This is a genomic window from Mesorhizobium oxytropidicola, from assembly GCF_056174625.1.
In genome coordinates this window covers 4591867-4614630 of the sequence record NZ_CM149692.1, presented here as the reverse complement: position 1 = coordinate 4614630, position 22764 = coordinate 4591867, and the positions used below count along the sequence as shown (strand labels likewise).

The following is a 22764-nucleotide window of genomic DNA, read 5'->3' as shown; positions in this document are numbered from 1 at the left end:
CACCGTCATCCAGCAACCTATCGCCAGGACATCGGTATGGCGCTCATCGCCACGAAGGCGCCGCAGCCGCTTGACGCTGCCAACCCCGGGTGTCAGAAGGCGGGCACGCTGCCCGCCTTCGACTTTCAGGCTAAATTCAGCCACCCATCATCTTTGCCATCGCACAGAAATCCGCGTGCGACTTGTTAATCGTGGTATCGCCGCAGTCTTTCAACACCGCCTTCTGCTCGTCGGGTTTCATGGCCGTCCATGCGGTCTTGAAATCCTTTTCCGACCTCAACGTTTTCATACCGGCATCGGTGAAGAACGGCGACATCTTTGCCGGATCGTCGAGTGCGGATGTGTTGCCAGCGGCGAGCGCCGAGCCGGTCATCATTGCAAGCGCCATCGCGCCCATCGTGAGCATCTTGAAGTTCATGGAAAATTCCTCCTGTTAGCAGCGAGGAGGCTGCCAGCGTTGAAACCAGCCGCTTAATATGAAAAAGCCCGCCCGGAATGGGATCACGGGCGGGCCAGGGTCCGGGTGCTGGGATCAACCAGCGCAGGTCAACGAGCGGCGGAGGGGTTGGTTGCGGCGGCAGTTCGATATCAATCGCTGTAAGCAATCCGCCCCTGCGCGAAGTAGGTAGCCGCATCATTCAGGCGACGGTAGAAAGACAAGACGACCTTTGCAGCCACTAGCGCATTCTGGTCAGTTAGATCCCACACTGCTTCGAAGTTTGGTGCCAGCATCTCATTTGCGAGTTCGCCCGCCCTGCTCTTCATAAACTTCTCAGTGGGGTCGCCTTTTGGGTAAAGCTGCCCTTCAATTTTAAAGTAATGGTTCTCTGAGAGGTACTGGTGGAAAGATCGATACTTTGCGCCTAGAAGCGCCCGTTTATGGAGAAAATTTGGTATAATGTTGTGGAGGTGGTCGAAAACATCCTCGTTACCGAAAATTTCGACATGTCCCGGCGATTCATATTTTATTTTGCTGAGATTTAGCTGCTCGCTTCGAGGAACGTTCTCGCTCAGGTCCCGAAAAAGGTGCACATAGCTAAAGCCACCTCGGAAGGGTCGGTCCAAGAATGCCTCTTTCACCCTGCGTTTTGACGCGAGCGTCGCACTCGCCGAACTCCAGGTATTCGTGGCAATGATGAAGGCATAAACATCGGCATACTTCTGTTGAAACTGGCCGAAATCCTGCAATTCCCATTCGCCATCGATGACGAGTTTTTCAGTGTCGCTCGCGCGGTCGTCAGCCTTGTATTCTTCCGTATGATTTGTCGAGAAGAACCGTGGCAGCGGCAGATACCGCTCGTCTATCTCGCCTTCCCAGGGGGTCATCATGACCTTGCCATCTTTCAGATGGTTCAAGTCGAAATGATACTGCACCCGCACTGTCGGGAATGTGAACAGGTAACGCAGATCGACCGTCCCATCCAGATACTTGGTCCAGTCTCGATCATTCGCAGTCGTAGCGAGGAACATCGAGCTATCCGGATTGCCATACGGTATCGCGATAGCGACCACGCGCGTCTTCTGGGAAACTAGGGTAATCACCTGAGGTTCATCCACGTAAACCAAGGTGGCGTCGTATATGGCAGATCTACGATGGATCGGCATCAGACCGGCTCGACTTGAATGGTAGCCGAGCACGGATCAAAGCTATCATACATCCAAAAATCGATATGCTTGCCTTTGGTTCTGGACATGCCGGCGCCGGTCGGTACCGCTAGCTTCGCCACGAAGGGCGATCCTGCGTCTCGAATTTTCGGAAGGCTATGCATATTTTTGACATGCGAAAGTGACGTAAAAAGTGAACATGAAGCCCACGAGCATGCATCAACTGTCGGTGGTCTCGTCTTGCCCTTTTTCGCGTGTGAGGCGAAGTGCTCCTTCGCTGGGGGATTTGCTCCCACTAGGCGGTATGCTTCGGCTATTTCTATATCGGCAGCGTCCGCCGGAGGGCATTGCTGCGGCAACATCTCCCAGTACCCCATAGTCCCCCACCTGCTCTCAACTTGAGCGGCGTAGTCCAACGTCGGACGGAAATCAATCATTGGCTGCGTATTGAGCGGCCTAGACTCTGCCTTTTCTGTGTCTAAGTGCATAAAAAGCCCTCATGCGTGCGCAATCGGATCCACATCATCATTTGATCACCCGCCCCGCAGCACGCGCCAGATATCGGACCAGTAGGCCGTTATCAGGGACGCCAGGGCCGCTGCCGCCATGCCGGTGACTAGCTCCGGCGGCCAATCATTCAGTCGCTCCGGCGGCCGTAGCGCCGCATGAGGTCGGTGTCGCCGGACATCGGACGGAGTTCCCGTACTTCCGCGTGTTGGCGATGAAGCGCGATCTTTTCGAGACCAAGGGCATGCCGCTTGATGGCGGCAAGGGCTTTTTCGCCGACCGCCCGGAGTGGATCCGATTGCTCGCGCGCCGTCACGAGAGCGCTATGGGCGTTGGCAAGCCGGAGCTGGTAGGCCTCGTCACTCTCGCCTTTGCGATCGACGTTAAGCCGCCTCGCCAGCGCGTAGCGCAACCGTTCGCGGTGGTCGGCCTCGGTTTCGCCGTTGGTTAGTTGCAAACGCAGGGCGCCGGCCACTGCGGCCCAACGACGAGCACTGTAGGCATCGTCACCCTCGTTCGCGCGCCGCTCGACATGCATGGCGCGGCATTCGGCGAGCACAGCTGCGCTCACGGTCGTGCCACGCTCTTTCTTGCCGTTCGGTGCGACCCCGGCATTCGAGGCAACCACGGACCATAGCCTGGCTTCGAACGCCTCGTCGGTTTCGCCCGTGCGGACAGGAACCACGATGCTGGCATGCCGGGTGCCGATCGTGTCGAGTACGGCCCTGCGCAGGATGTCCATGTCGATCACCAGGTCACGGCGGTCGTTTCCAAGCGCCTGCTGGTTCATCCCCTCGATGGCAAGCGCGTGCTGCTCAAGCACCAGTGCGCTGTGACAGACGCCGGCCAGCAGCTTGTACATGGTCTGCAAAGCCTCTGCCGCGGGGCCGTAGTGCTCAGCCCTGGCCGCCGCGGCTTGCCTCTCCAGCGCCGCCTTGCCGGCGGCTGCCTGGGCTTTCGCAAGCACGGCCCGCGCCGGCGCTAGCCCCGCTTCAAGGGTCTTGACCAGCTGCTCGGCGTCTCGCAGACCGCTGTGCAGCGCGTCGAGATCGCCGCCGTTCAGAACGACATCTGCCCGGCTGCCGTCCAGCTCTGCGAGGCGCTGTCTTGTTTTCGCGACGTCGGTTTCGAGCCGGTCGACCACGGCCTGCCGCCGCGCCACCTCATCACCCAACGCCGTGGCGTCCACGGCCGGCGTGGTCTCGGCCGGCCGCAGCAGCTCGTCCAGCGGGGTCACCTCGCCCGGGCCATAGGTCTTGAATTCGGTCGCGGGCTGCTCGATAGGCCCCGATATGCCGCGCTGATCGCCATCGGCCGGCTGCGCAGGCGCTCCCGCGCCGTCCGGCGGTGGCTGAATTGTCGGCAACGCGCCCGCTTTTGCTTTCCTGAAGACGAGCGAAAACGGCTCGCTCTTCTGCGTCGGCCCCGGCTTCGGTGGTCCTGGCATTCATGGGGTCACTCTTCGTCTGGTTGCGAGGTAAGCGGCAATGCGGGCAAGGTCCTGAGTAAACCACCGCGCGGCATGTTCGGCCAAGGCGTCGGCGGGCTTGCCGCCGGGGGAACGTGCGTCGTCGAGCGCCTTGTCAGCAACGCCCGGCTGCGGGGCGACCTGTGCGACGCTTTTTACGATGACAGCCATTCAGGTTCTGCCGTGGTCGTTTTGTGGGGCTGCCAGGGCGCTGGTTGCGGGCATGATTTAAGCTCCAAATTGCCTTCGCATTGTACGCTAATTTGTACGTAAATGGCAAGGATCGTTGCTTGTAGCCCAAGTACCATACGGTCTTGGCGGACATACCCTCCGTATAACGATTCCTTGAGGCCAAGAGGCGGGCAGAAAGGTCACCAGTTATCCCGGGGATCATCCAACGGTAGAGGGTCGCCGGCACTTTCATCTTGCCAACCTTGCGGCTCTTCGGCAGCGGGCTCTGGCAGCTGGCGCCTGGCTGCTATGCGATCGGAGAGGCGTACAGCAGGGTCGGCAGGCGCCGGGCCTTGCGCCGCGGCATCGGGCTTGGCGAAGTCCTTCAGCATCTCATTCAGCGCCAGTGCGGCCTCGCGAACGGTTGCTTCGCCGGCGGCTTTGGCCTCGACCTGCTGGCGCTGTGCTTCCGCAACCTTGGCCCGGTCGGCGGCGGCCAGCTCGGCCGCGCGTCGCTCGCGGCCCCGATCGAGCGCCTCACGGAAGTCTGCATAGGCCAACCGCCACCGAGAGACCGTGCGGATAGTGCATCCCAGCTCGGCAGCGATCTCGGCCAATGTAGCGCCGCGCTCGGCGAGGTTCGCGGCCTCTGGGCGGTAGGTCGGCTGCCGGCCTTGGTTACCGGGGGCGAAATAACCTTTACCAGTGTTGTTGATGGGCTTCGCGCGCGTGGGCGCGCGAGCGCGCCCGCCTTTTGGGTGTGCTTTAATCCTATAGACTTTACGGTCCGCTGGCTGGCCTCGCGGTGCCGCTGTCGGTGGCTTGTCGCGCGTGGCCATTTTCACCGGCCGGTGGGCTTGGCCGGGGTAGCCGGCGCGCCCTGGAGCCGCCGTTCCACGTCCTTGAGTAACAGCCGAAGCTTCAGATCCATCTCCGCCATGTGCGCACTTTCGTCGGGCTTGGCCGGGGCCGCCGTTGCGTTCCGAAGCTGCTGCTCTAAATCGCGAAGCAGCAACTCCAGCGGGCTGGCATCGTCGTCGCCAGGAGGGGACGTAGCCATCCTTTCACTCTGCCCGCGGCTGTGGACCGACCGTGTCGGCGCGATACGGCTCAGGGCGACGTGGCTCAGCATGACCCAGCGCTCGGAGCCGCTTCGGCACCTTTGGCGCGGGCTCTGGCTTGCGAACCTTGGCGTTTAGGAGGGCTAGCATATGTTTCAGGTAGGTGACGCAATCCATATCGTTCAGTCCTGTTTTCGAGCTGTCATCGGCCGTTCGGTTTCGCCGGGGGACTGCCTTGTTTTTCGCAACCGTCAGGTTGTATTGCCGTGGTGTAGCCATCGACGGCGTGCGATTGGTGCGCTATGGAAAAAATGGCAATGCGCGCCTGCTGCGCCATTGCTTTTTACTAGCGCCAATCGGTCAATAGAGCAGACGACTTTGCGCTATTGATGCGCGATTGAAAAAATTCAATAGCGCAACACCTTGGGTTGCAATCACGCATTTTCAGGCTCCGCCAAAACACGGCTGACAAACAGCCCTTTCAAGGTCTTTCGCGTCACGGGGCTCTTGTAATCCTCGACGCGCACGACGCCATCCTTTATCCACTTGCCGACGATCTGGCGCGCGTCGGAAGCCGATTTGTTCTGCACATGCATTCCGAACGCGACCGATACGCAGCGATCGGTAGCCCGCGATGCGTCGGTGTAGCGCTCGCCGTTCTCGAGGCCGTCGCGTATTTCCATCAAAATGCGGTGGCAGGTGACGCCATCCATGCCGGCCATTAGGTCCGGCGGCGTCCACGGCACTATAGCCTGCACATCGTCGCCGTTGGGGTATTCGTGCGTTCCGTTGCCGATGTTCTGGCTGATCAGCTTGAACCACTGCGCACTCCGCCCTTGCCTGGCGATGTTGACCTTCGCCGGGTCGACACGGACATACTGCTTGCGATCATCTTCGGGGATGTGGAACGCTTTCGCTTCCTCTGCTGACATATGCGTCATCGTGTAGCCAAGTCGGATCGCATCCTTAAGCGCTGAAGCGCCCCGCCCCCGGTTGGCGTTGCCGGGGTCTGGCGTCCCCTTGGCCATATGATGAGGCAAGTCGATCGCGATATTGAGACGCGAGGCCATGTCGGTCAGAGTCTGAACGACGGCGTCCATGTGGTCGTTGCTGTTCTCTTCGACGCCGTGGATTTTCTTCAGCGGGTCGAGGATGACCAGATCGATTCTGTATTTGGTGACCAACTGCTCCACCGTCGGGGCCAGGTTCGAAAGCGCCGGCTGCCTCGTACCGGGGTCGATGACCATAAGCTTGCCTGCGGACAGACCAGGCGTCGCCAGATGCAGGCGGTCCCCAATCTCTTCGTCCGTTATCTTGTGGTGCATCCTGGCTGCCGCGACGCGTCGCTTCAGCTCGTCCGCGTCATCTTCGAAACACATCAGCAGCACGTTGCAGCGCTTGTGGACACACTCTTCGGTCAATCGCCGCCCGCTCGCCAGTGCAAGCGCCTGCGCGATCCGGAGCGTTGTCTTGCCGGTGGCGCCGTCGGCGAACAAAGAGCTGACGAAAGTGCGCGCGAAGACGTTGCCGAGGAGAAACTCGCGCGGCGGTATCTTGGTCGCGTCGATGCCAGCAGCGCTCCACACCTCGATATCCAGAGCCTTCGGCGGCTCGGGCGGCGCCGCCTGCTGCTTCTGACCGCCGTCAAGCTTGTTTGACATCAACTGCCTAAGCAGTTCCATCGCGGCGCCCTTGACCTCTTGGTCTGGCTGCACCGCTCCCTTAGCGATTATCATCACGCCCAACTCTCTTTCTGGCTACTTCCGTGACCAGCTCCACCAAAAGTGCCAGCCAAGAGATCGACAACATCGATTTGCCGGGCTCCGATCAGCTTCTGCAGTTTCTCCGCGAGGGCGCTGGCATCGCCCGGCTGCAGGCTCGCCGGTAGATGCAGCGTGTTTTCCTGCCAGTCGACAATGGCCGGCGCACCGTTGGACGCCACGGTAAGGCAGCAGGATGCCCCGCTGCGGCTGCTTTTGCGTAACCACGGCACCGGGCTGATCGGCGTGCGGATGCCGCCGCCTATCTCGCCGCTCTCGGCCATCTCGTATAGACGCGCCAGCGTGTGGCCATCGATGTCCATGTCGTGCGTCAGGTCGTAGACCCGGACCATCTGTCCGGACAGGCTGCCACCACCAGCACCACCAGGTGCCTCGCGCCAGCCGAGATCCTTGAATGCGGCTTCCGACACGTCTTGCGCCTTGAACAGGTCGGCTTTCGACAGTAGCGGCAGTTCGGCGCGGGGCGCCGTCAGCGGCGAGTAGTCCTCAACCCAGCGGTAGGACTTCAGGACTTTACCCGTCGCCGTCTCGACCGTGTGTGCACCGAAAGCGCCGAAGTACCTTTTCGGCTGCCTGTACGTGCCGTCTTCGCGCCATCTGTACTCGCCGCCGCCGCCAAATATTTCAACCTGGTGCGTGTCGACGCCAGGGTCATCCGGATCATCGCCAGGGGCTATCCACCGCCTGTTCGGCAGTCGGTAGATATCATCTGCGTCTTCGCCGACGCGGAAGAACCACGCTTCCTTAAGCCCGGATCCAAGGCGCACCGGAGCATCGTATAAAGCCGGTACCGCTTCCAGCACCGGCCGCGCTACGTTCTCGATGTCGGGATGGTCGGTATCAAAGTCGAGCACACCAATGCCGTCCAGCCGCAGCGCGACCGACCGGGGCGGCATCCACCAACCTTGCTCATAGCGCTCGGTCTTTCTGTTCCAGCGCTTCGCCGGCCCACCCTTGTCGACGATGAATTGCGGCTTGCGAAGCATACCCCGCAGCGTTCTGTCGGTTGGGGTCTTGGCCGGCCAGCCGGGCGTCGAACACACTTTGTCGACCCCGAAAAACGGCGTGAAGTCGTTGCGCAGACACTGGCCCGCTGTCTCAAGGAGTTCTTCGTCGGTCATTGGATGCCCCCTTGCGGCTTCTCGCAGATCAGGAGGACCTGACGCCCCGGCGCTAGCGCTTTGATTGTTTCGACCCACTGGGCTTCCTGCTTCGGTCCGGTGTCGACCAGAAACACATGTTCGCCTCTGGCCGCGGCGATTGCAGCGACAACATAAAGTTCGGGAGCTTGGGAAGATTGAACGACAATATTAGCGGCCATTTTCAAGGCCCGCCGCAGCGATGCTCGGTGGAAGGCACCGGGGCCAGATGCTCCAGAGGCGAGGTCTTCAGCCAGCGCGATGACAGGCCTGCCTGTGGGCAGCCTGAACGGCTGTCCCCATGGCGGCAGCATTGCCAACACGACACCGTGGTCGCGCACGGCGGTCAGGATCGCACCGAAGCGGGTGTCGGCGCCTTGCGTGGCGATGCCTGCGGTCAGCCCTTGGTGAAAGGCGGCAGTGCCGTCATGAGCGAAGATGAATACGCCGCGCGGCGCCTTGTTATTTTTTGCGGGATTTGATCGGACGTTCAACATTGGTCGGACTGCCTCTGATGCAGGCCGGACGCGGAGATTGACAAAGCGGGTCTAGGCTTTTATTCCTAGGACGTTCTTCAGTGCCCTCGGTGCTCCCTAAGTCCCCGCCGGTCGTCCTCTCAGCGATCGGCGTTTTTCTTTGTCATGCCGCGAAAGCGTCGCGCGCTTCGATGCGCGCTTGCTGCCAAGCCGCTATATCCCGCTCCAGCCACCCGACTGATTTGGCCGACAGTTTGACCTGTTTCGGGAACGTTCCTTCTTTGATGCGCGCGTAGATCGTAGAGCGTGGCAGCCCCGTAACCCGTTCAACTTCATGTCGCCTGAGAATTGTCTGCATGGCCTCATCTCTTTCGTGGTTTGCCTTGGCCTTGACTAGACACGTAACGCAGGGTAATTGCACGGCTGTTATCGTTAAAATTGCCGTTAAAACGAAGCTTCGATATGACAGCGAAACAGGCAACAGTCCGCACCGTCCAGCTCTGGCGTGACACGGCCGGGTACGAGATCAAGGATTACGGCCATCCGCCATCCGACATGGCCTCTCTAGGCCCTTCCGGCAGGTGCATCGAAGGCAGGTCAGCGAAGGTGGTTCCAGTCGTCTATGGCATCGCGCCTGGTAAGACCGGAGAAGCGTGGAGAAGGGCGTCGCGCAAGCTTCGCCGCGTTAAATCCCTTGATGATCTATGCCGCTTCATGACGGAGTTCGGGCCGATCGACCAAGCGGCAGGTATGTTGCCAATTGGCGCTTTCTTCAATCCCTCCTGTGGCAGCGACCACGCAGGCCACGTCGAGCTACCCCACGCGCAATCACTCCCCCAGGTCTTTGCAGATGGCTACATTCGTGACATCGCTGCGCTCGTGGACTACAGCGCGAGCGACGACAGCGAGGGGTTTTTGTCGGCGATAAGCGGCACGCTGGCAACTCGCGCTGTCTTGCGGCCAATGTCGGGAGCGCTTTGGGTCACCGAACTGCCGTCCATCCTCGCTCTTCTAAAGTATGACATGTGGTGCAGTTTCGGCGAAGGCCGGTCTGTACCTTCTGCACGGCGCTTATGCGCTAATTGTGGGACAACAATGCATGTCGGTGACGCGCGAAAGCGCGGCGGGAAGCCCGTTACCGCCCGCTTCTGCAGCAACAAGTGTCGCGTCGGATCCCACCTACGCCAGAAGCGCATCGAGGCGCGCCGTCTCGCCGGATTCTGACCTTCTGCCGTCTCTCAAGCCCGCGCCTTGATAGGCGTAACGTTGCCCGACGCCGCCGACTTCACCGTGCTGCAGAAAGCGGCCCAGTCGGCCATAAGCCGGCGGCGCTTCTCCATCATGTCGCCGCGGCGATAGGCAGCTTCGGTCTTGTCGCTGACAGTGTGCGCCAGCGCCATTTCAAGCAGTTCGTTCGGGTATGCCGTCTGCTCGGCGGCCCAGTCGCGGAACGTGCTGCGGAAGCCGTGCGCGGTCAGGTCAGCGCGTTCCATCCGGCGGAGCGTCATCAGCAACGCCATGTTCGAAAGCGGCTTGCCGCCCTTCTCGCCGATGAACACGGAATCGTTCCCCTTCTCGCGAGGCAGGCTCTCGAGGATTTCGAGAGCGCGATCGGACAGCGGAACGCGGTGTTCCTTGCCGGCCTTCATGCGGTCGCCGGGGATGGTCCACAGCGCGTTCTCGGTGTCGATCTCACTCCAGCGAGCGCCGACGACTTCGCCGGTTCGAGTGGCCGTCAAGATGGCGAACTCAAGCGCCTTGGGGCTGACGCCTTCCATCGGCCGCAATGTGTTCACGAACTCGCCGATCTCTGGATAGGGCAGCGCGGCGTGATGCTTCACCTTGGCAACCTTGCTGCGGGCCGGCAGCAACTTGTCGAGATGGCCCCGCCACCGGGCCGGGTTCTCGCCCTGGCGGTAGCCGCGCGCCGTCGCCCAATCGAGAATGCTCTCGATGCGTCCCCTCACCCGCGTTGCGGTCTCAGGCTTTGTGGTCCAGATGGCCTCCAGCGCCTTCAACACCAGCGCCGTGTCGACGCGCGAGACTGCGAAACTCCCGAACTGAGGATAAGCGTAGGCCTCCAGCGTGGCCTTCCACTGAGCAGCATGCTTGATGTTTTTCCACCCCGAGCGATGCGCCTTGATATAGGCCTCGGCCGATTCCTCAAAGGTCAGCACGGTTGCCGACGCCGCCAGCTTCTCCAGTCGCTCAGCCTTGCGCTGCTCGATCGGGTCGTCGGCATCGAGGAGCTTTAGCCGCGCCTCCCCTGCCCGTTCCCGCGCCAGCTTCAACGTCACGGTGTTGACAGAGCCCAGGCCCATCTTGCGCGGCCGGCCGGCGAGCATATAGCGGAAGATCCAGCTCTTGGCGCCGCCGGAGGAAACCTGGAGGTAAAGGCCCATGCCGTCGGCATAAAGGCCGGGCTTGGTCTTTGCGTTTACGGCGGCGACGGACAGGCGGTTGATTTGCATTCGAACTCTCCCTGCGAACAAGTCTACGTACAACTTGATCCGGGACTTTGCAAGACACCCTTAGACGCTATGAGCGCTCAAATGCATACTTTGCAAGGGTTTTGGCCGGGGTATGGGAAGCTCTCGGAACGCCTTGGATTAGGCGGAGACGGACACTCCCTCCGCCAGATATTTGGCTATGACTTGAATACGCTAATCAATTTGCGTGACGTTCATCGAGAAGCCCTCCCGAACCGGCATCATGTGCGATCCCGTCTCGTGGACAGTGGTGGCAAGGGCATAGGCCAGGGTCTTGGCTCGTCCATCCCCATGGGTCAGGAAACCGTCAAGAATGCCCTTGATGCCGGCGACTTGGGCCGGTGAAAGGCTGGTGCCGAACACGCCCGAGTGCGAGAGCGAAGAGCGGCATAAAGGCGCTGCGGTCCATGGCTGATCCTTGCGGGGTTTACGAACCGGAGCAGGATGGGACCACGAAAAGCGAAAACAGTAGCCGTTTGATTTTTGGAACCGAACAAAGGTTGCGGGAACATCTTGGCTGCGGTTATAGATCCCCACTGGGAGCATATATGCCGCTGAAGCGGCGCCAATATTGCTTATAATTCAGTTGTAGGTTGCGGGGGGCGACGATGAAATGTTTGGTGATTAATCTTGACCGGTCAGTTGATCGGCTTGCTGCCGTCAAATCTGAATTTTCTCGTATTGGGGTAGCCTTCGAGCGCGTAGCTGGGGTTGACGTGAACGAAGGGCTCCCGTTTGAAGCGCCCCCCGCTCACCGCGACTGAGGTTTGTTGTTTTCTCAGTCATCGGCTCTGCTGGAAAATAATAGCAGACGGCCCTGATGAATTCGGCGCCGTATTCGAGGACGATGTTGTTTTTAGCCAGGACGCCGGGTCGATGCTTGCTGACAGTAGTTGGATCCCGCCGAATGCCGACATCATTAAACTCGAAACATTCTTCAATCGAGTGAGGCTGGGCAGCCAGCACTTTGCCGTTGCGGGAGCATACTCAGCCCGGCTGCTTCTGGGGCAGCACTTAGGGGCATGCGGTTACGTCGTTTCCAAAAAAGCGGCGCAGAAGCTATTCAACAGCACTGAACGCCCCAAGGTCGCGGTCGACGTTGCCCTCTTTAGCCCAAATCAGATGACAGCTGCTCGAAACACAATTTACCAGCTAACCCCGGCTCTGTGCATGCAGGCTCATTTTTGGGTGGCAAAATGCCCCAAAGCCTGGTCCAAGTTGCCCCGAGAGTCCACGTCAACAAGCGGATGATCGATAGGTGCAGAGCAGAGGTTGCGCGCGTTTTCTGGTACTTCCACAACAGGCCATTTTTTCAAGCAGCAGAGAAAGTTGACGCTGTGCGCCTAGGCGGCAGCAACGTCTAACGGATGGCGCTGACCAATTAATTCTCTCCCGCCTGCCTCTCCCTCTAAGGACTAGGGCTGGCGCTGGCCGGAATGTGAACGGCGGAATCTTGCGGGCGCGTGGGTGATCTCCGAGTTAGCTTCCGACCGAGCCAAATGCCTCCTTGCTCGAAGATGCGCTCGGAGAATGCCGCGAACGGAATGGTAATTAGCAGCACAACACTCCCGACGATCAATCCGGTCAAAAGCGGATGCGTTGGGTATACGTCTAGAGGGGCTGCGATCGACCACGCAACAAACAAACCAAGGACGTTGAGCAGATAAAGGCTATAGCTGATACGCCCCAAAAACAGGACCGGGTGCCAGTTTAGAAAGCGAATCACTGCCAGCTTCGGCGACGCGTAATAGACAGCACCGACAAGGCCTCCGCAGATCACGGTCTGCCCTATCGCGCTCTGGACGCTGCCCATATTGGTGGCAGCCCTCAGGACAAAGTACGCGACGCAGAGCAGAGTAAGCGCCGCCCCCGTCGCGTCTGAGAAGAACGGTTTCAAACGCTTATCGGCGACCAGCATCCCGACCATGAACGCGGATAGCCAACTGTGCATGTTTGGAGCCCAGAGGACCATTTCCGGATCGCCAAAAGCAAAGATCGAATAAACCACGCAAGTGAGCAATGCAAATGAACCAAGTATGCGACCTACAAAGAACGCGGCAAGGATGAACGGCACTGCCAGAAACTCTGCCTGGATAGTGCCTGACGGACCGTGCCAGCTGATCTTGAAAAGCAAAGCGTTGAGCAGCGGGTCTGTTAGGTTGGGGGCTGGAAATCCTGACCAACCCATCTTCTGATAGAGAATCGCCAGAGCCAGAAAACACGCCATGCAGAAGAACATCGCAGGATACAGCCTACAAAGTCGCCGCAGGATAAAATTCACAATGACGACGCCTGGACTGCCGTCATGCCGCTCGAGCGACAGCCGGAGCACAAAGCCGCTGAGAACAAAAAAGAGCAGGACTGCATTGCTCCCGTTGAAAAGTGCGAGCACGACCTTAGTCGCGATGTCCCCAAACGTATTCAGTTGCTGTATTGGCGGCATCAGCACCTTGTTTATCAGAGCCTGGTGATAGAGTATTGCGTGATAGAAAATAACCGACGCCGATGCTATGCCCCGAAGACCGTCAAGAGAATTGTTCCTATATTTATCAGTTGATTCGGACATTTCCTACCCGTATCAGCACAAGCCGAAATAAGTCCAGAATATCAGCTCATCTCATGAGCCGAGCGGGTGTCCCGACATAGGTACCAGCCACATCGATATTGTCGGTCACCGTTGCGCCCGCCCCGATGATGACATTATCACAGATGGTTACTCCATCGATCACTGTTGCACCTGCGCCGACAAATACGTTCGAGCCTATCCGAGCACGACCGGCGACGGTTGCATTGACCGATACGTGGGAAAAGTCCCTCACCTCGCATTCATGCTCGATGATTGCACCAGTGTTTACAATGACACCGCGACCCACGCGCGCTGCGGGGCCTACATGCGCGTGGTGGGCGACAAGCGTCCCTTCGCCTATTTCGGCCAATGTGCCAATCGTAGCCGCCTGCGAGATCAGGGTGGCGATCGGCAAGATCGGATCATTCCATATCCCCTTGCGGCGCAGATTGTCGCCCATGGCTGGGAACAACAACCAGCCGTTGACCAGATCGGGGGCAAGGCGCTGATTACTGGAAAACCGGCGAAAGCCTCATTCGGACGGGCGTTGCTATCGACAAATAGCAGTTCCTTGACCCCAACGCTGAGCGCCACGTCAGCCACACAGCGGGAATGACCTCCAAAGCCCAGAATGCAAATGCTGCTGTCAGCGGGGTCCCTCACGCGGGCACCGGTGGCCGAGCGCGCATCGAGATTTCGTCAAGAATAGCAATGTGCTCATCAACCACGTCGTGCCAAGACCGCTTGGACAGAACATCGTCGTAGTACCTACGCTGCTGTGTATAGAGGTCGTCCGTATGTTTCAGCGCCCATTCGATTTTATCGGCGAGGGCTCGCCAGTCATAAGGGTCAAACAGCGACGATTCGCACAGCGCCGGATCTGTCAATATCTCACGGGTTACTTCGATATCACCCATAATCACCGGCGTTCCGACCGATAGCGCCTCTGTGAACGTAAAAGGCATTCCGCCCTCGGAAAGACTGGGGTTCACCGCCAGGTCCGCCAAGCTGTAGCAAGCGGCGAGTTCAGGTTCGGTAAGAGCATGAAGGCAGAGCACGTCTGCACCCAATTTTCGCTCGTCCAGGAATGCCTTGACGCTTCCGTAGTCTCCACGGCCAGTAAGGAGTAGCTTGTGGCCAATACGTCGTTTGCGCAACAGCCATTCGTACGCACGCAGCAATGTCATCACATTCTTTGAAGGACGGAATTGGCTCGCGTAAAACAGGAACTTAACCTCAGGATTTCCAAAGGTGCTGCCATAACTAACGTTACTCGCCTTTCGAATTGCTCCGAGCAATAAGGACTTTGCATACGTTCGGCTGGTTGCCTCATTGTCGGGGAAACCCGTGATCTTTATTGGTCCGCTCAAATCGTTTGGCGCATGATGGACAATTCGGACGGCCATCGGATCGATCCCAAACCTCTGAACGAGAGTATCGCGCTTGATGTGCTCGCTATAGGTGACGAAATTTTTGCTCGCACGAATGGTGCTGGCGACCGTTTGGTACGAATGAAACATGGGCTCGCCCCCTATTTCAGAAAACCCCGCCGGAAACTCGGTCATAACAACGTCAGGTACGCACGTAAGAACAGGTACTTTCAGTTTGTTCACATTTGGCCAAAAGGCTGCTGGCGTGTACCAAGCAGCTATATCCCCTTCGGCATTTCCAGCCTCGATCATCAAAGCCGTTTCCCGGGCCAGCATACCCTCGTACAACCGGAAAGGAATATTAGAGGGCAGCGCAATTGGGAGCCTTTTCAAAACCCGCCAGATCCGCCTGGGAGCCTGCTTGATCCCTCGAAATGTAATACGCGCGGTTTTGCGAATAAGGCGGAGTGCGAGAAGTCCCACCGCTGCGGGCAACGCCAGCAACGCGCTATAAGCAAGCCAACCGAAAAGCGCGGGAAAACTCCGAGCGCTTGCAATGCGTTCCTTGAGCCATTCGGCATGCGCGATCGCCGCAGGGTACATGCGACTAACGAACCACCCGGATCGTCTCTGCTTTCTCAGGCGGTCTCGGTCGCCGCAGGAATTTATGCAATCGGTAAAGTGCCGGGTCCGAGAGGGCCCAAAAGGCTGTACGAATGATCCTGGATGCCGGCGTCCATGCACAAGTCGATTAGAGCGGGTCGCGACCAGCTAGGGCACAACACCGAAAAATGGCAATCGCCTTTCGCCGTTGCTGCCTTTAGAAACGCCGCCAAATAACGGCCGAGGCCTTCGGTCCGAAGATCCATATTCGGGGGGTAGGCAATGAAAATTCCGTATTTCTTCATATGAACTCACGCACAACTTTCCAGTACTCGGGAGCGAGGCAGTCGATGGATTGGCTGGCGAGTTGTTCGGCGGCGACAACTGCTCGCTCCCTTTCGACCAAATTGATCTCCATCGCGTGCAGTTGAGCAGCCATATGGTCGGGGTCTCCCTGATCCATAAAATTCAAACCGAGCTTGAACTGCTCTTCAATCTCGCGCATGGCAGGGTAATCGCTCGAAAGTGAAGGTACACCATAGTGGGCAGCCTCAATGACACTGAATGTTCCATTGTCTAATTCAGCCGGATGCCAAGAAACGCTGCGGTAGAAAGTTTTTGTCGGTAAGAGGCCTCCGAGAGTTCGCCAACAAATTTGACCATCTGCTTTAGAACTCGGCTGCCGGCGATGGTGCGAGCAAGGCCCTGGAGATGCGGCAATTGACTCTTGAGGATTCTATCGGTGCCGACCCCCGTCACGTGGCATTCAAGCCGCCCCCCATAAATCTCATAGTAGAGCTGCAAGGCGGCGAGAGCACGCATATGGTTTTTGTGCTCTCCCAAGTTGGTGGTCCACAAAAAATGGCTCTTCTCGATACCCTGGATACGAGCAGCATTTCCCCGTTCTGGCGCCAACATCGGCACTTTGGTTATTCGGCTCGCTTCGACCCCAGCGTACTGAAGAGCGTCCTGACGAGCAAACTCTGTGGTCACTAGAATGTGGTCCGCGCCGCGGTTGGTAACGAGGATTTGCTCTTCCAAATCTGTTATTCGATAATGGCGCTGCAAATAATCGAATATCATCAATATCTTAGGACGCAGAGGCAAAAGCGGCAGGGAAAGCCGATCCGAGACGACCACCCACAAATCGCAATCTCCAAGTTCCTGGATTCCGTCCTCCATTACGAGGTATTTTGCAAACTCCGGCTCCCACTCAGAGTGCCCCGCATATCGCATTGTTCGTAGCGCTTCGGCCGCTTCAATGGCGCGCCACCTAAATGAACGGATGTCAATTGAGGTGGGCAAATCCGCCCAGTCGTGCGAAGAGTAGACGGATGGATCGTCGAGGTGAACTAGCACCACCTCCGCCGGTTCCCCGGCTTGTACGCCTCCTAAGGAAATCGCCATCGCCAACAGTTTTGCGGCACGTAAAGTCCCGCCGCGGTAGCCCACAGGGATGATGACCGCTATGCGCCGTTTGCGTGGGGAAGCATTATTCGGACGCGTTTTGCCCACCTGCAACTGGCCGACGAGCTGTGAAAGGTTGTCACGCCAGACTTGCTCCAGACGATCGGTTTTCATTGCGTCAAGCAGTTTGGTTTGACTTTGCCTGATCTCGTCGGCCAAGCGCGTGTCTCCTTGCAACAGCTTCAGCAATTTTGCCCTGGCCTCGGCTACTGATCGAGCTCGACCTGGAAGATCCTCGCCGCCGAGCTTGTCGAGCATTCCGTCAGCCATGAAAATGAGCGGCATCCCCGCGCGCACAGCTTCGAAGGGGTGAAAGTGGACATGACGCGGCTCGCGCGAATGGTAGAACATCGCTCGCAGGTCCCGCATGTTGCGTTCATGCACCTCGTTCGAGACAAACCCGAGCACGTTTGGATCTTTCACCGCAATCGGCTGGCTCCCACCAATTACATAGGGCAAGCCGGAGAAGTCACGTTTGAAATCTTCATAGATTTTTCTGTAGTACGGATTGAAGCCAAGGTCCGGACACACAAAGAATACGCGCTTGTCGCCTCCATTCCATTGATCGTCGATCTTCAGAGATGGAAGTCCCAAAGGAAGGTAAACGGCCCGCTTGCGAATAAATTCTTCCTCAACTTCACTTAGGTCTTTGTAAGCCTCGCCGAACCAAAAACGATCTCCCATATTTTCGAGATTTCTTAGCCCCCCAGTGAAATGTTTGCGGACTTTCGAGTAGGTCAGTGTGCGATCGAGGCCGTAGGCACGCCAGACAGCTGTTCCCTTAAAGTGGCGAGATACGCCTTCAAGAGTCTCTCGTGACTGAACGATAAAGAAAATAAGGGAAAAGTGGCGATTAGCGATGGACCACACTTCTCTCCCTGGATCACCATACCAGTCGGCCTCATTGAGGATGGCCAAATCCCGGGACGGAATTGTCAGGTGTTGGTCTTCAGAAAAATCAACGGAAGCGCTTCGAAAGCTCGGATCAGCAGGATAGTTCTTCGGGAGAAATATCTCATTGAAGCCACAGGCCTTGAGCATTGGTATTTCAAATCGACGGGCCGCTCCGTGATTCAACAGCCACATGACGCGGGGCATTTTTCCCGCCATCGGATGAGTCCGCATCGTTCCAGCAATCGTCACCGTCGGGAGGCTCCTCGAATTCGCTTGTCGAACAGCCTGCAGCCAAACTCGTACAGTTCAAAATCATTCGAATTCAGGCTGCGCAGACGTGCCATCGCGCTGGGCGACAATTCGGAAGTTGCCTTGTTCGACCTATTTTCGCTTCCGGTAGAAACCGTGTAGGGCAATGTGCTCGCAAAGCTCGATCTGAACAATTGGATCGATTCTTCAAAACGTTCAACTATGCCAAAATAGCTAAAAGCATCTTCGAGATTGCGCTTCGCACTATTGAGCATGCCCGGTCTGTCGGGTTGATCTGCCAAATACCGAGTTTGCACGTCCCTGATATGCCCCTCGATATAGAGGTTCTCCGACATAATGAACTCTTCAAGGGTTGCCGTTTGCGAAAAGCGTACAGCTTCTATTTGGTAGGGTTGCATCGCTTTCAGCCACTCGTCGGTCAGATTGCTAGGAGTTGACCACGATTTCCATTGTGAAACTGCTCGGGCCAATGGGTGCCGAAGGAAGGTCAGGTAAGTGAATTTTCTCCCGGTCCCTTTGAGCAGAAAATAGTCGTAGTGCCCCCAGTAGAGTCTGAATGGGCTGCTAGAATCCTGCGTAGCCGCCATATCCCCCATAAAGGGTGGAGCGATCTTCGAGGGATCGCCGATATTCGTCATTAGGTATTCCACGAATGCAGTCCCTGCCGTCTTCGGGATATGAACGAACGCTAACGGGTCCTTGGGATCGCGGATGTCTATCCGCGCTGGTTTGTACAGACGTTGCAAAATGCCCTGCATCATGGATTAGTTATCTTCACAGCACAGGATCGCCTGCGTGACTAGCGGCTCCGACATTGGCCGTCCGTCGCCGAACACCAGCTTCCGCTGAGGAGTTCGCCGCAGAGTCCTTCGTTCATGTTTCGCCAGGGTCACGATTCCGGGTGCACCTCTAGGTAGTCCACAGCTGGTTCCAATAGCCCGAGGCCGGGCCGCGTCGTTACGAAACTCCTCAGATTACCCAAAAAAGGAACGCACGTCGGCGCAAATCCTACCGACCTGCCCGGAGGTCAAGCCAGGGTAGCTTGGGAGATTGATCCCGCGAGCACTAAGGCTCTCACCAACCGGGAAGTCCCCTTGGGCGGAACAATGAGGCATTCGATGGGCCTGGCGGAAAAATGGACGGGTTTCTATTCCTCGTTCTGACAGATGTACCCGAAGCGGGTCCCTGTCTTTCGGATCATCGACAATTACTGAACACATCCAATGAGAATGGACAACGTCCCCGATAGGATCATGCGTGCGTAGAGGCAGGCCTGACAAGTCAGAACGATAGGCTTCCGCCAGTCGGCGCTTCATCTCCAGAATGCTCGAAGCGATCTCCATCTGCGCCACACCGATGGCCGCCTCAATATTTGTCATGCGATAGTTATATGCCAACATATCGTGCCAATATTCGCGACTGGTCGAAACTCCCTGGTTCTTAAGCCTACGGCATCGCTCCAGAATTTCTGGATCACGCGCTAGCACCATGCCGCCCTCCCCCGTAGTGATCGTTTTGTTGCCGAAAAAACTGAATGTCGCTGCGTCCCCGAAGGTTCCGACGTGCTGCCCACTCCACCGGGACCCGAAGGCTTCCGCGCAGTCTTCTATCAGAAGAATTCCGAACTCTTGGCAAAGGGCGACGATCGAGTCCATCTCGCACGGGTGGCCGTAGAGATGAACAGCCATGACCGCTTTGGTTCGCTGTGTAATAGCTTTTCGAATCGCAGAAGGATCGATCTGAAGCGTCGATTCGAGTGAATCGACAAAGACTGGCGTCGCGCCGGTTTGCAGGATGGTGTTCACTGACGCGATATACGTGAAACTTGGCACAACGATCTCGTCGCCGGGCCCTATCCCCAGTGCCACTAGCGCCAGGTGGATGGCTACAGTGCCGTTGGCGACACTTACTGCGTCATCCGCGCCGACAAACTCCGCAAATGCGGTCTCGAACCTCGATATGAATCCGCCGCGGGACGAAATCCAACCCGTGGAGAGGCATTCGTTCACATAGTGAGGTACATTCCCGGCCAAAAAAGGCTCATAGACGGGAATACGGCTTATGTCGGCACCCTTTAATACTTCTGGCGCAAGCGTGATGTCCATCGGTTATACTCACTACCGCGCCCGCCCGTTATTTCAGGGGTAACGCCACAATCGCAGACACACAAGTTGAAATGCCTGTCTTTGCACAACGAATGGACTAATCGATGACTTTTGTAGCAGACGGCACCCTTAAGATGCCTTCTAACGCGCCGCAAGATCGCGCCACCTCTAGGCCTTGAAATCGCAAGGTGCTCCGATTACGAGCCTCGGTTCCCCGCTTATGGCTGCCTGGCCAAATGCGCGGGCGCCCCGATCCCAGGCTCCGTCATCGTGGTGGCGAACTGCAATCTTGTAGGAGTGAGGCGGCGTCGCCCGGACTTGGTCGGCGAACCGCCGGCACAGCTGGAATCGATGGGCTGCCTATACGGCAAATCAATCGGATAGGACCGGCTTCCTCGGCCACCCAATGAGGTCGCCCGCGCAACACCAGGCGATTGCTCACTCGGACGGCTGGGTACGCTCCGCGATGGCGAATGCCTGTAGGTTCTTGGCCTTGCCGATGTCCTGATCCGCATTGGCGATGATCGAAAAGAAGGCCGCTCTGGCGATGTCCTTCTTCGAGGCCTTGGGGTGGGCTTTCTGGGCTGCCTTGACAAGCTGCTTGGGTGACATGTCTGGCGTGACGATCCTCATGAGGGTGTCGCCGATCGCGCTCAATTCACTTGCGTCCATGACGGGGTGTCCTGTGCTGACCGTAGGCCACGATAGCAAGGACAGTTCGCGACTGCCAAGATGCTATATGAAATAGAAAACCCCACCGGCAGGGAACCGGAGGGGTTGGTCTTGGGAGGACGCGCGGCACACGCTGCGATCATCAACCGCGCAATGCTGAGATACCGCCTGGTTGCGACACCGTTATGACAGACCGGCGAGCGCTTCGATCGCGGGCCCTGCCCTCAGCAAGACCGGGAGACCGGCATCAAGCCTTTGGAAAGGAGAACTGTGGTTCTGTCCGGAAGCTGACGCGCGAGCGGGTGCTGGCCACAGGCAAGGCCATAGAGGCGGGTGAATGGACATATTTGGCATCAAGGCACTGTTGATCTCCGCATTGATCTTCATTCCGTTCGAACATCTGTTCCACGAACGCCCCCAGAAGACCCTCCGCAAGGGCCTGGGTGTCGATCTGATCTATGTGCTATTCAACGGCCTCATCATAAAAGCAGTCATCGTTCTGATCGCGGCCAACACACTCGACGCCGCCGCAATCCTGGTCCCGCAATCCATGACGCACGCCGTCGGTGGCCAGCCCGTCTGGCTGCAGGTCGCGGAAATCATCTTGATCACCGATATCGGCGTCTACTGGACACACCGGGCCTTCCACGAAATCCCCGCGCTTTGGAAATTCCATTCCGTTCACCACGGCATCGAGGATTTGGATTGGCTCGGCGCTTTCCACTCCCACCCGGTCGACGCCATCCTCACTAAGGCAATATCGCTGACGCCGATCTTTTTCCTTGGATTCTCGGAAACCTCGATCGCCGTCTTTTCATCCATCTATTTTGGACACACGCTGCTTGTTCATTCGAACCTGCGGATTCCGTTCGGCCCCTTGAAGTGGCTGATCGCCAGCCCGCAATTCCATCGCTGGCACCATGCCAACCAGCGCGAGGCCTATGACAAGAACTTCGCCGGGCAATTGCCTGTCCTCGACATGGTGTTCGGCACCTACAATGCCACTGGCAACAAGGTGCCGGAAAAATACGGCGTCGATGATCCGATCCCATCCAGCTACGTCGGGCAGGTCAGCTATCCGCTCCTGCCTCGTGGGAAACGATCGAATCGTCCAGTGCCGAGCACCGAAGCCTGACATCGACGGTGCACGGCCTTTTGCCGCTCCAAATTGATGGTGTCGCCTGATGGCAGCAGACTTTTCGTCGCGGGTTGGTTTCGGCAGATATCAGCAATAATTCTAGGTCCTGCGCTTCGCCTCAGGACTTTCTCAGCATGGACCATCGCGACGACGATCTCAGGAAATTCGAAGCACATAGCGCCACGCCCCTGCCGACCGCGGGGGACGAAGGCCATGTGGAACATGAGGGCGCAAAAATCTGGTACGCCACGTTTGGCGCCGGCTTTCCCGTGATCTTGTTGCATGGCGGCCTCGGCCATAGCGGCAATTGGGGATTTCAGGTTCCCGCACTGGTGGAGGGTGGCTACCGGGTCGTGCTGATCGACAGCCGCGGCCACGGGCGCAGCACCCACGACGAACGGCCTTACAAATACGAACTGATGGCTTCCGACGTCCTGGCCGTGATGGACACGCTGAACTTGAAAAAGGCGGCCGTGGTGGGTTGGAGCGATGGCGCCTGCGTTGCCCTGATCCTTGGCATGAAAGCCGCCGACCGCGTCACGGGCGTCTTCTTCTTCGGCTGCAACATGGATCCGAGCGGTACGAAGGACTTCGAGCCCAGTCCGGTTATCGAGCGGTGTTTCGGCCGGCACGCCAAGGACTATGCCGAACTGTCGGCGACGCCGGACCAGTTCGACGCATTCGTCAAAGCCGTCAGCCTGATGATGAAGACCGAACCCAATTATTCCGCCGCCGAGCTGGCACTGACGCGCGTGCCCGTGGCAATCGTTCAAAGCGAGCATGACGAGTTCATCAAAGACGAACACGCGAACTATCTCGCCCGCAGCGTCCCGGGATCGGAATTGATCACCCTGCCCGGCGTCAGCCATTTCGCGCCGCTGCAGCGACCTGGGCAGTTCAACAGCGTGCTGCTGGCCTTCCTCGGAAAAATTCATTCTTAAGGATCCGCTGCGCCGCGCTTCCTCAAGCCGGAGGGCTTTTC

General features: G+C 58.0%; 25 protein-coding genes. 4 read left to right on the top strand and 21 right to left on the bottom strand.

All coding sequences use genetic code 11. The annotated features are described in order from the left end of the window. Window positions 1-136 precede the first annotated feature (136 nt). From AC0V8S_RS23040 to AC0V8S_RS22995, 10 genes are all read right to left on the bottom strand, one after another. A complete protein-coding gene (locus tag AC0V8S_RS23040) occupies window positions 137-418 on the bottom strand; it encodes a hypothetical protein (protein ID WP_183459124.1) in 282 nt (93 codons plus the stop codon). 170 nt (window positions 419-588) lie between these two features. Beyond that, entirely contained in the window at window positions 589-1605 is a 1017-nt protein-coding gene (locus AC0V8S_RS23035; RefSeq protein WP_183459125.1) for a hypothetical protein, read from the bottom strand. Between the two features lie 637 nt (window positions 1606-2242). Continuing rightward, complete coding sequence (locus AC0V8S_RS23030) at window positions 2243-3559, bottom strand: hypothetical protein (protein WP_475433548.1); 1317 nt, start codon at window positions 3557-3559, stop codon at window positions 2243-2245. Next, a complete protein-coding gene (locus AC0V8S_RS23025) occupies window positions 3560-3751 on the bottom strand; it encodes a hypothetical protein (RefSeq protein WP_475433546.1) in 192 nt (63 codons plus the stop codon). It abuts the gene before it with no gap. A gap of 200 nt (window positions 3752-3951) precedes the next feature. Next, window positions 3952-4590: a helix-turn-helix domain-containing protein gene (locus AC0V8S_RS23020; RefSeq protein ID WP_183459135.1), complete on the bottom strand. Its 639-nt coding sequence runs from the start codon at window positions 4588-4590 to the stop codon at window positions 3952-3954. 2 nt (window positions 4591-4592) lie between these two features. Then, window positions 4593-4883: a hypothetical protein gene (locus AC0V8S_RS23015; protein ID WP_183459137.1), complete on the bottom strand. Its 291-nt coding sequence runs from the start codon at window positions 4881-4883 to the stop codon at window positions 4593-4595. Window positions 4884-5246: 363 nt separating this feature from the next. Next, window positions 5247-6548: an AAA family ATPase gene (locus AC0V8S_RS23010; RefSeq protein WP_475438681.1), complete on the bottom strand. Its 1302-nt coding sequence runs from the start codon at window positions 6546-6548 to the stop codon at window positions 5247-5249. After that, window positions 6548-7714, bottom strand: coding sequence for a hypothetical protein (locus AC0V8S_RS23005; protein ID WP_475433544.1), 1167 nt, complete (start codon window positions 7712-7714; stop codon window positions 6548-6550). Before AC0V8S_RS23005 ends, AC0V8S_RS23010 begins: the two co-directional genes overlap by 1 nt. Continuing rightward, the gene (locus tag AC0V8S_RS23000) at window positions 7711-8229 is read right to left on the bottom strand and encodes a hypothetical protein (RefSeq protein ID WP_183459143.1); all 519 of its coding nucleotides are present in this window, start codon (window positions 8227-8229) and stop codon (window positions 7711-7713) included. The genes AC0V8S_RS23005 and AC0V8S_RS23000 overlap by 4 nt, the downstream gene beginning before the upstream one ends. Before the next feature lie 142 nt (window positions 8230-8371). Beyond that, the gene (locus AC0V8S_RS22995; protein ID WP_183459145.1) at window positions 8372-8566 is read right to left on the bottom strand and encodes a helix-turn-helix transcriptional regulator; all 195 of its coding nucleotides are present in this window, start codon (window positions 8564-8566) and stop codon (window positions 8372-8374) included. A gap of 104 nt (window positions 8567-8670) precedes the next feature. On the opposite strand from AC0V8S_RS22995, the gene AC0V8S_RS22990 reads away from it, so the two are divergent. Continuing rightward, window positions 8671-9432: a zinc-finger domain-containing protein gene (locus AC0V8S_RS22990; RefSeq protein ID WP_183459146.1), complete on the top strand. Its 762-nt coding sequence runs from the start codon at window positions 8671-8673 to the stop codon at window positions 9430-9432. 14 nt (window positions 9433-9446) lie between these two features. On the opposite strand, the gene AC0V8S_RS22985 is transcribed toward AC0V8S_RS22990, so the two are convergent. Both AC0V8S_RS22985 and AC0V8S_RS22980 read right to left on the bottom strand, forming a co-directional pair. Continuing rightward, window positions 9447-10679, bottom strand: coding sequence for a tyrosine-type recombinase/integrase (locus tag AC0V8S_RS22985; RefSeq protein WP_475433541.1), 1233 nt, complete (start codon window positions 10677-10679; stop codon window positions 9447-9449). Between the two features lie 192 nt (window positions 10680-10871). After that, window positions 10872-11060: a hypothetical protein gene (locus AC0V8S_RS22980; protein WP_475433539.1), complete on the bottom strand. Its 189-nt coding sequence runs from the start codon at window positions 11058-11060 to the stop codon at window positions 10872-10874. A gap of 372 nt (window positions 11061-11432) precedes the next feature. On the opposite strand from AC0V8S_RS22980, the gene AC0V8S_RS22975 reads away from it, so the two are divergent. Continuing rightward, the gene (locus tag AC0V8S_RS22975) at window positions 11433-11948 is read left to right on the top strand and encodes a glycosyltransferase family 25 protein (protein WP_475433537.1); all 516 of its coding nucleotides are present in this window, start codon (window positions 11433-11435) and stop codon (window positions 11946-11948) included. Window positions 11949-12105: 157 nt separating this feature from the next. Here the strand turns inward: AC0V8S_RS22975 and AC0V8S_RS22970 are convergent, their stop codons facing one another. The 9 genes from AC0V8S_RS22970 to AC0V8S_RS22930 all read right to left on the bottom strand — a co-directional run bounded on the left by AC0V8S_RS22970 (window position 12106) and on the right by AC0V8S_RS22930 (window position 20644). Next, a complete protein-coding gene (locus tag AC0V8S_RS22970) occupies window positions 12106-13263 on the bottom strand; it encodes an acyltransferase family protein (protein WP_475433535.1) in 1158 nt (385 codons plus the stop codon). A 46-nt stretch (window positions 13264-13309) separates the two neighbouring features. Beyond that, on the bottom strand, window positions 13310-13723 hold the full coding sequence (locus AC0V8S_RS22965; RefSeq protein WP_244661667.1) for a DapH/DapD/GlmU-related protein: 414 nt from the start codon (window positions 13721-13723) through the stop codon (window positions 13310-13312). Beyond that, window positions 13660-13857: a hypothetical protein gene (locus AC0V8S_RS22960; protein ID WP_244662013.1), complete on the bottom strand. Its 198-nt coding sequence runs from the start codon at window positions 13855-13857 to the stop codon at window positions 13660-13662. The genes AC0V8S_RS22965 and AC0V8S_RS22960 overlap by 64 nt, the downstream gene beginning before the upstream one ends. Window positions 13858-13922: 65 nt before the next feature. After that, on the bottom strand, window positions 13923-15236 hold the full coding sequence (locus AC0V8S_RS22955) for a glycosyltransferase (RefSeq protein ID WP_183459156.1): 1314 nt from the start codon (window positions 15234-15236) through the stop codon (window positions 13923-13925). Between the two features lie 301 nt (window positions 15237-15537). Continuing rightward, on the bottom strand, window positions 15538-15741 hold the full coding sequence (locus tag AC0V8S_RS22950) for a hypothetical protein (RefSeq protein ID WP_475433532.1): 204 nt from the start codon (window positions 15739-15741) through the stop codon (window positions 15538-15540). Window positions 15742-15812: 71 nt separating this feature from the next. Then, window positions 15813-17846, bottom strand: a complete 2034-nt coding sequence (locus tag AC0V8S_RS22945) for a glycosyltransferase family protein (RefSeq protein ID WP_475433530.1) — start codon at window positions 17844-17846, stop codon at window positions 15813-15815. Then, window positions 17843-18628, bottom strand: coding sequence for a sulfotransferase family 2 domain-containing protein (locus AC0V8S_RS22940; protein WP_183459158.1), 786 nt, complete (start codon window positions 18626-18628; stop codon window positions 17843-17845). Before AC0V8S_RS22940 ends, AC0V8S_RS22945 begins: the two co-directional genes overlap by 4 nt. Window positions 18629-18841: 213 nt before the next feature. Beyond that, a complete protein-coding gene (locus tag AC0V8S_RS22935) occupies window positions 18842-19972 on the bottom strand; it encodes a DegT/DnrJ/EryC1/StrS family aminotransferase (RefSeq protein ID WP_475433528.1) in 1131 nt (376 codons plus the stop codon). Between the two features lie 438 nt (window positions 19973-20410). Further along, a complete protein-coding gene (locus AC0V8S_RS22930) occupies window positions 20411-20644 on the bottom strand; it encodes a hypothetical protein (RefSeq protein WP_095200239.1) in 234 nt (77 codons plus the stop codon). Window positions 20645-20981: 337 nt separating this feature from the next. Here AC0V8S_RS22930 and AC0V8S_RS22925 point away from each other — a divergent pair, with 337 nt between their 5' ends. Both AC0V8S_RS22925 and AC0V8S_RS22920 read left to right on the top strand, forming a co-directional pair. Next, window positions 20982-21779: a sterol desaturase family protein gene (locus tag AC0V8S_RS22925; protein WP_475433526.1), complete on the top strand. Its 798-nt coding sequence runs from the start codon at window positions 20982-20984 to the stop codon at window positions 21777-21779. A gap of 137 nt (window positions 21780-21916) precedes the next feature. Further along, entirely contained in the window at window positions 21917-22723 is an 807-nt protein-coding gene (locus AC0V8S_RS22920; protein WP_475438680.1) for an alpha/beta fold hydrolase, read from the top strand. Window positions 22724-22764 lie beyond the last annotated feature (41 nt).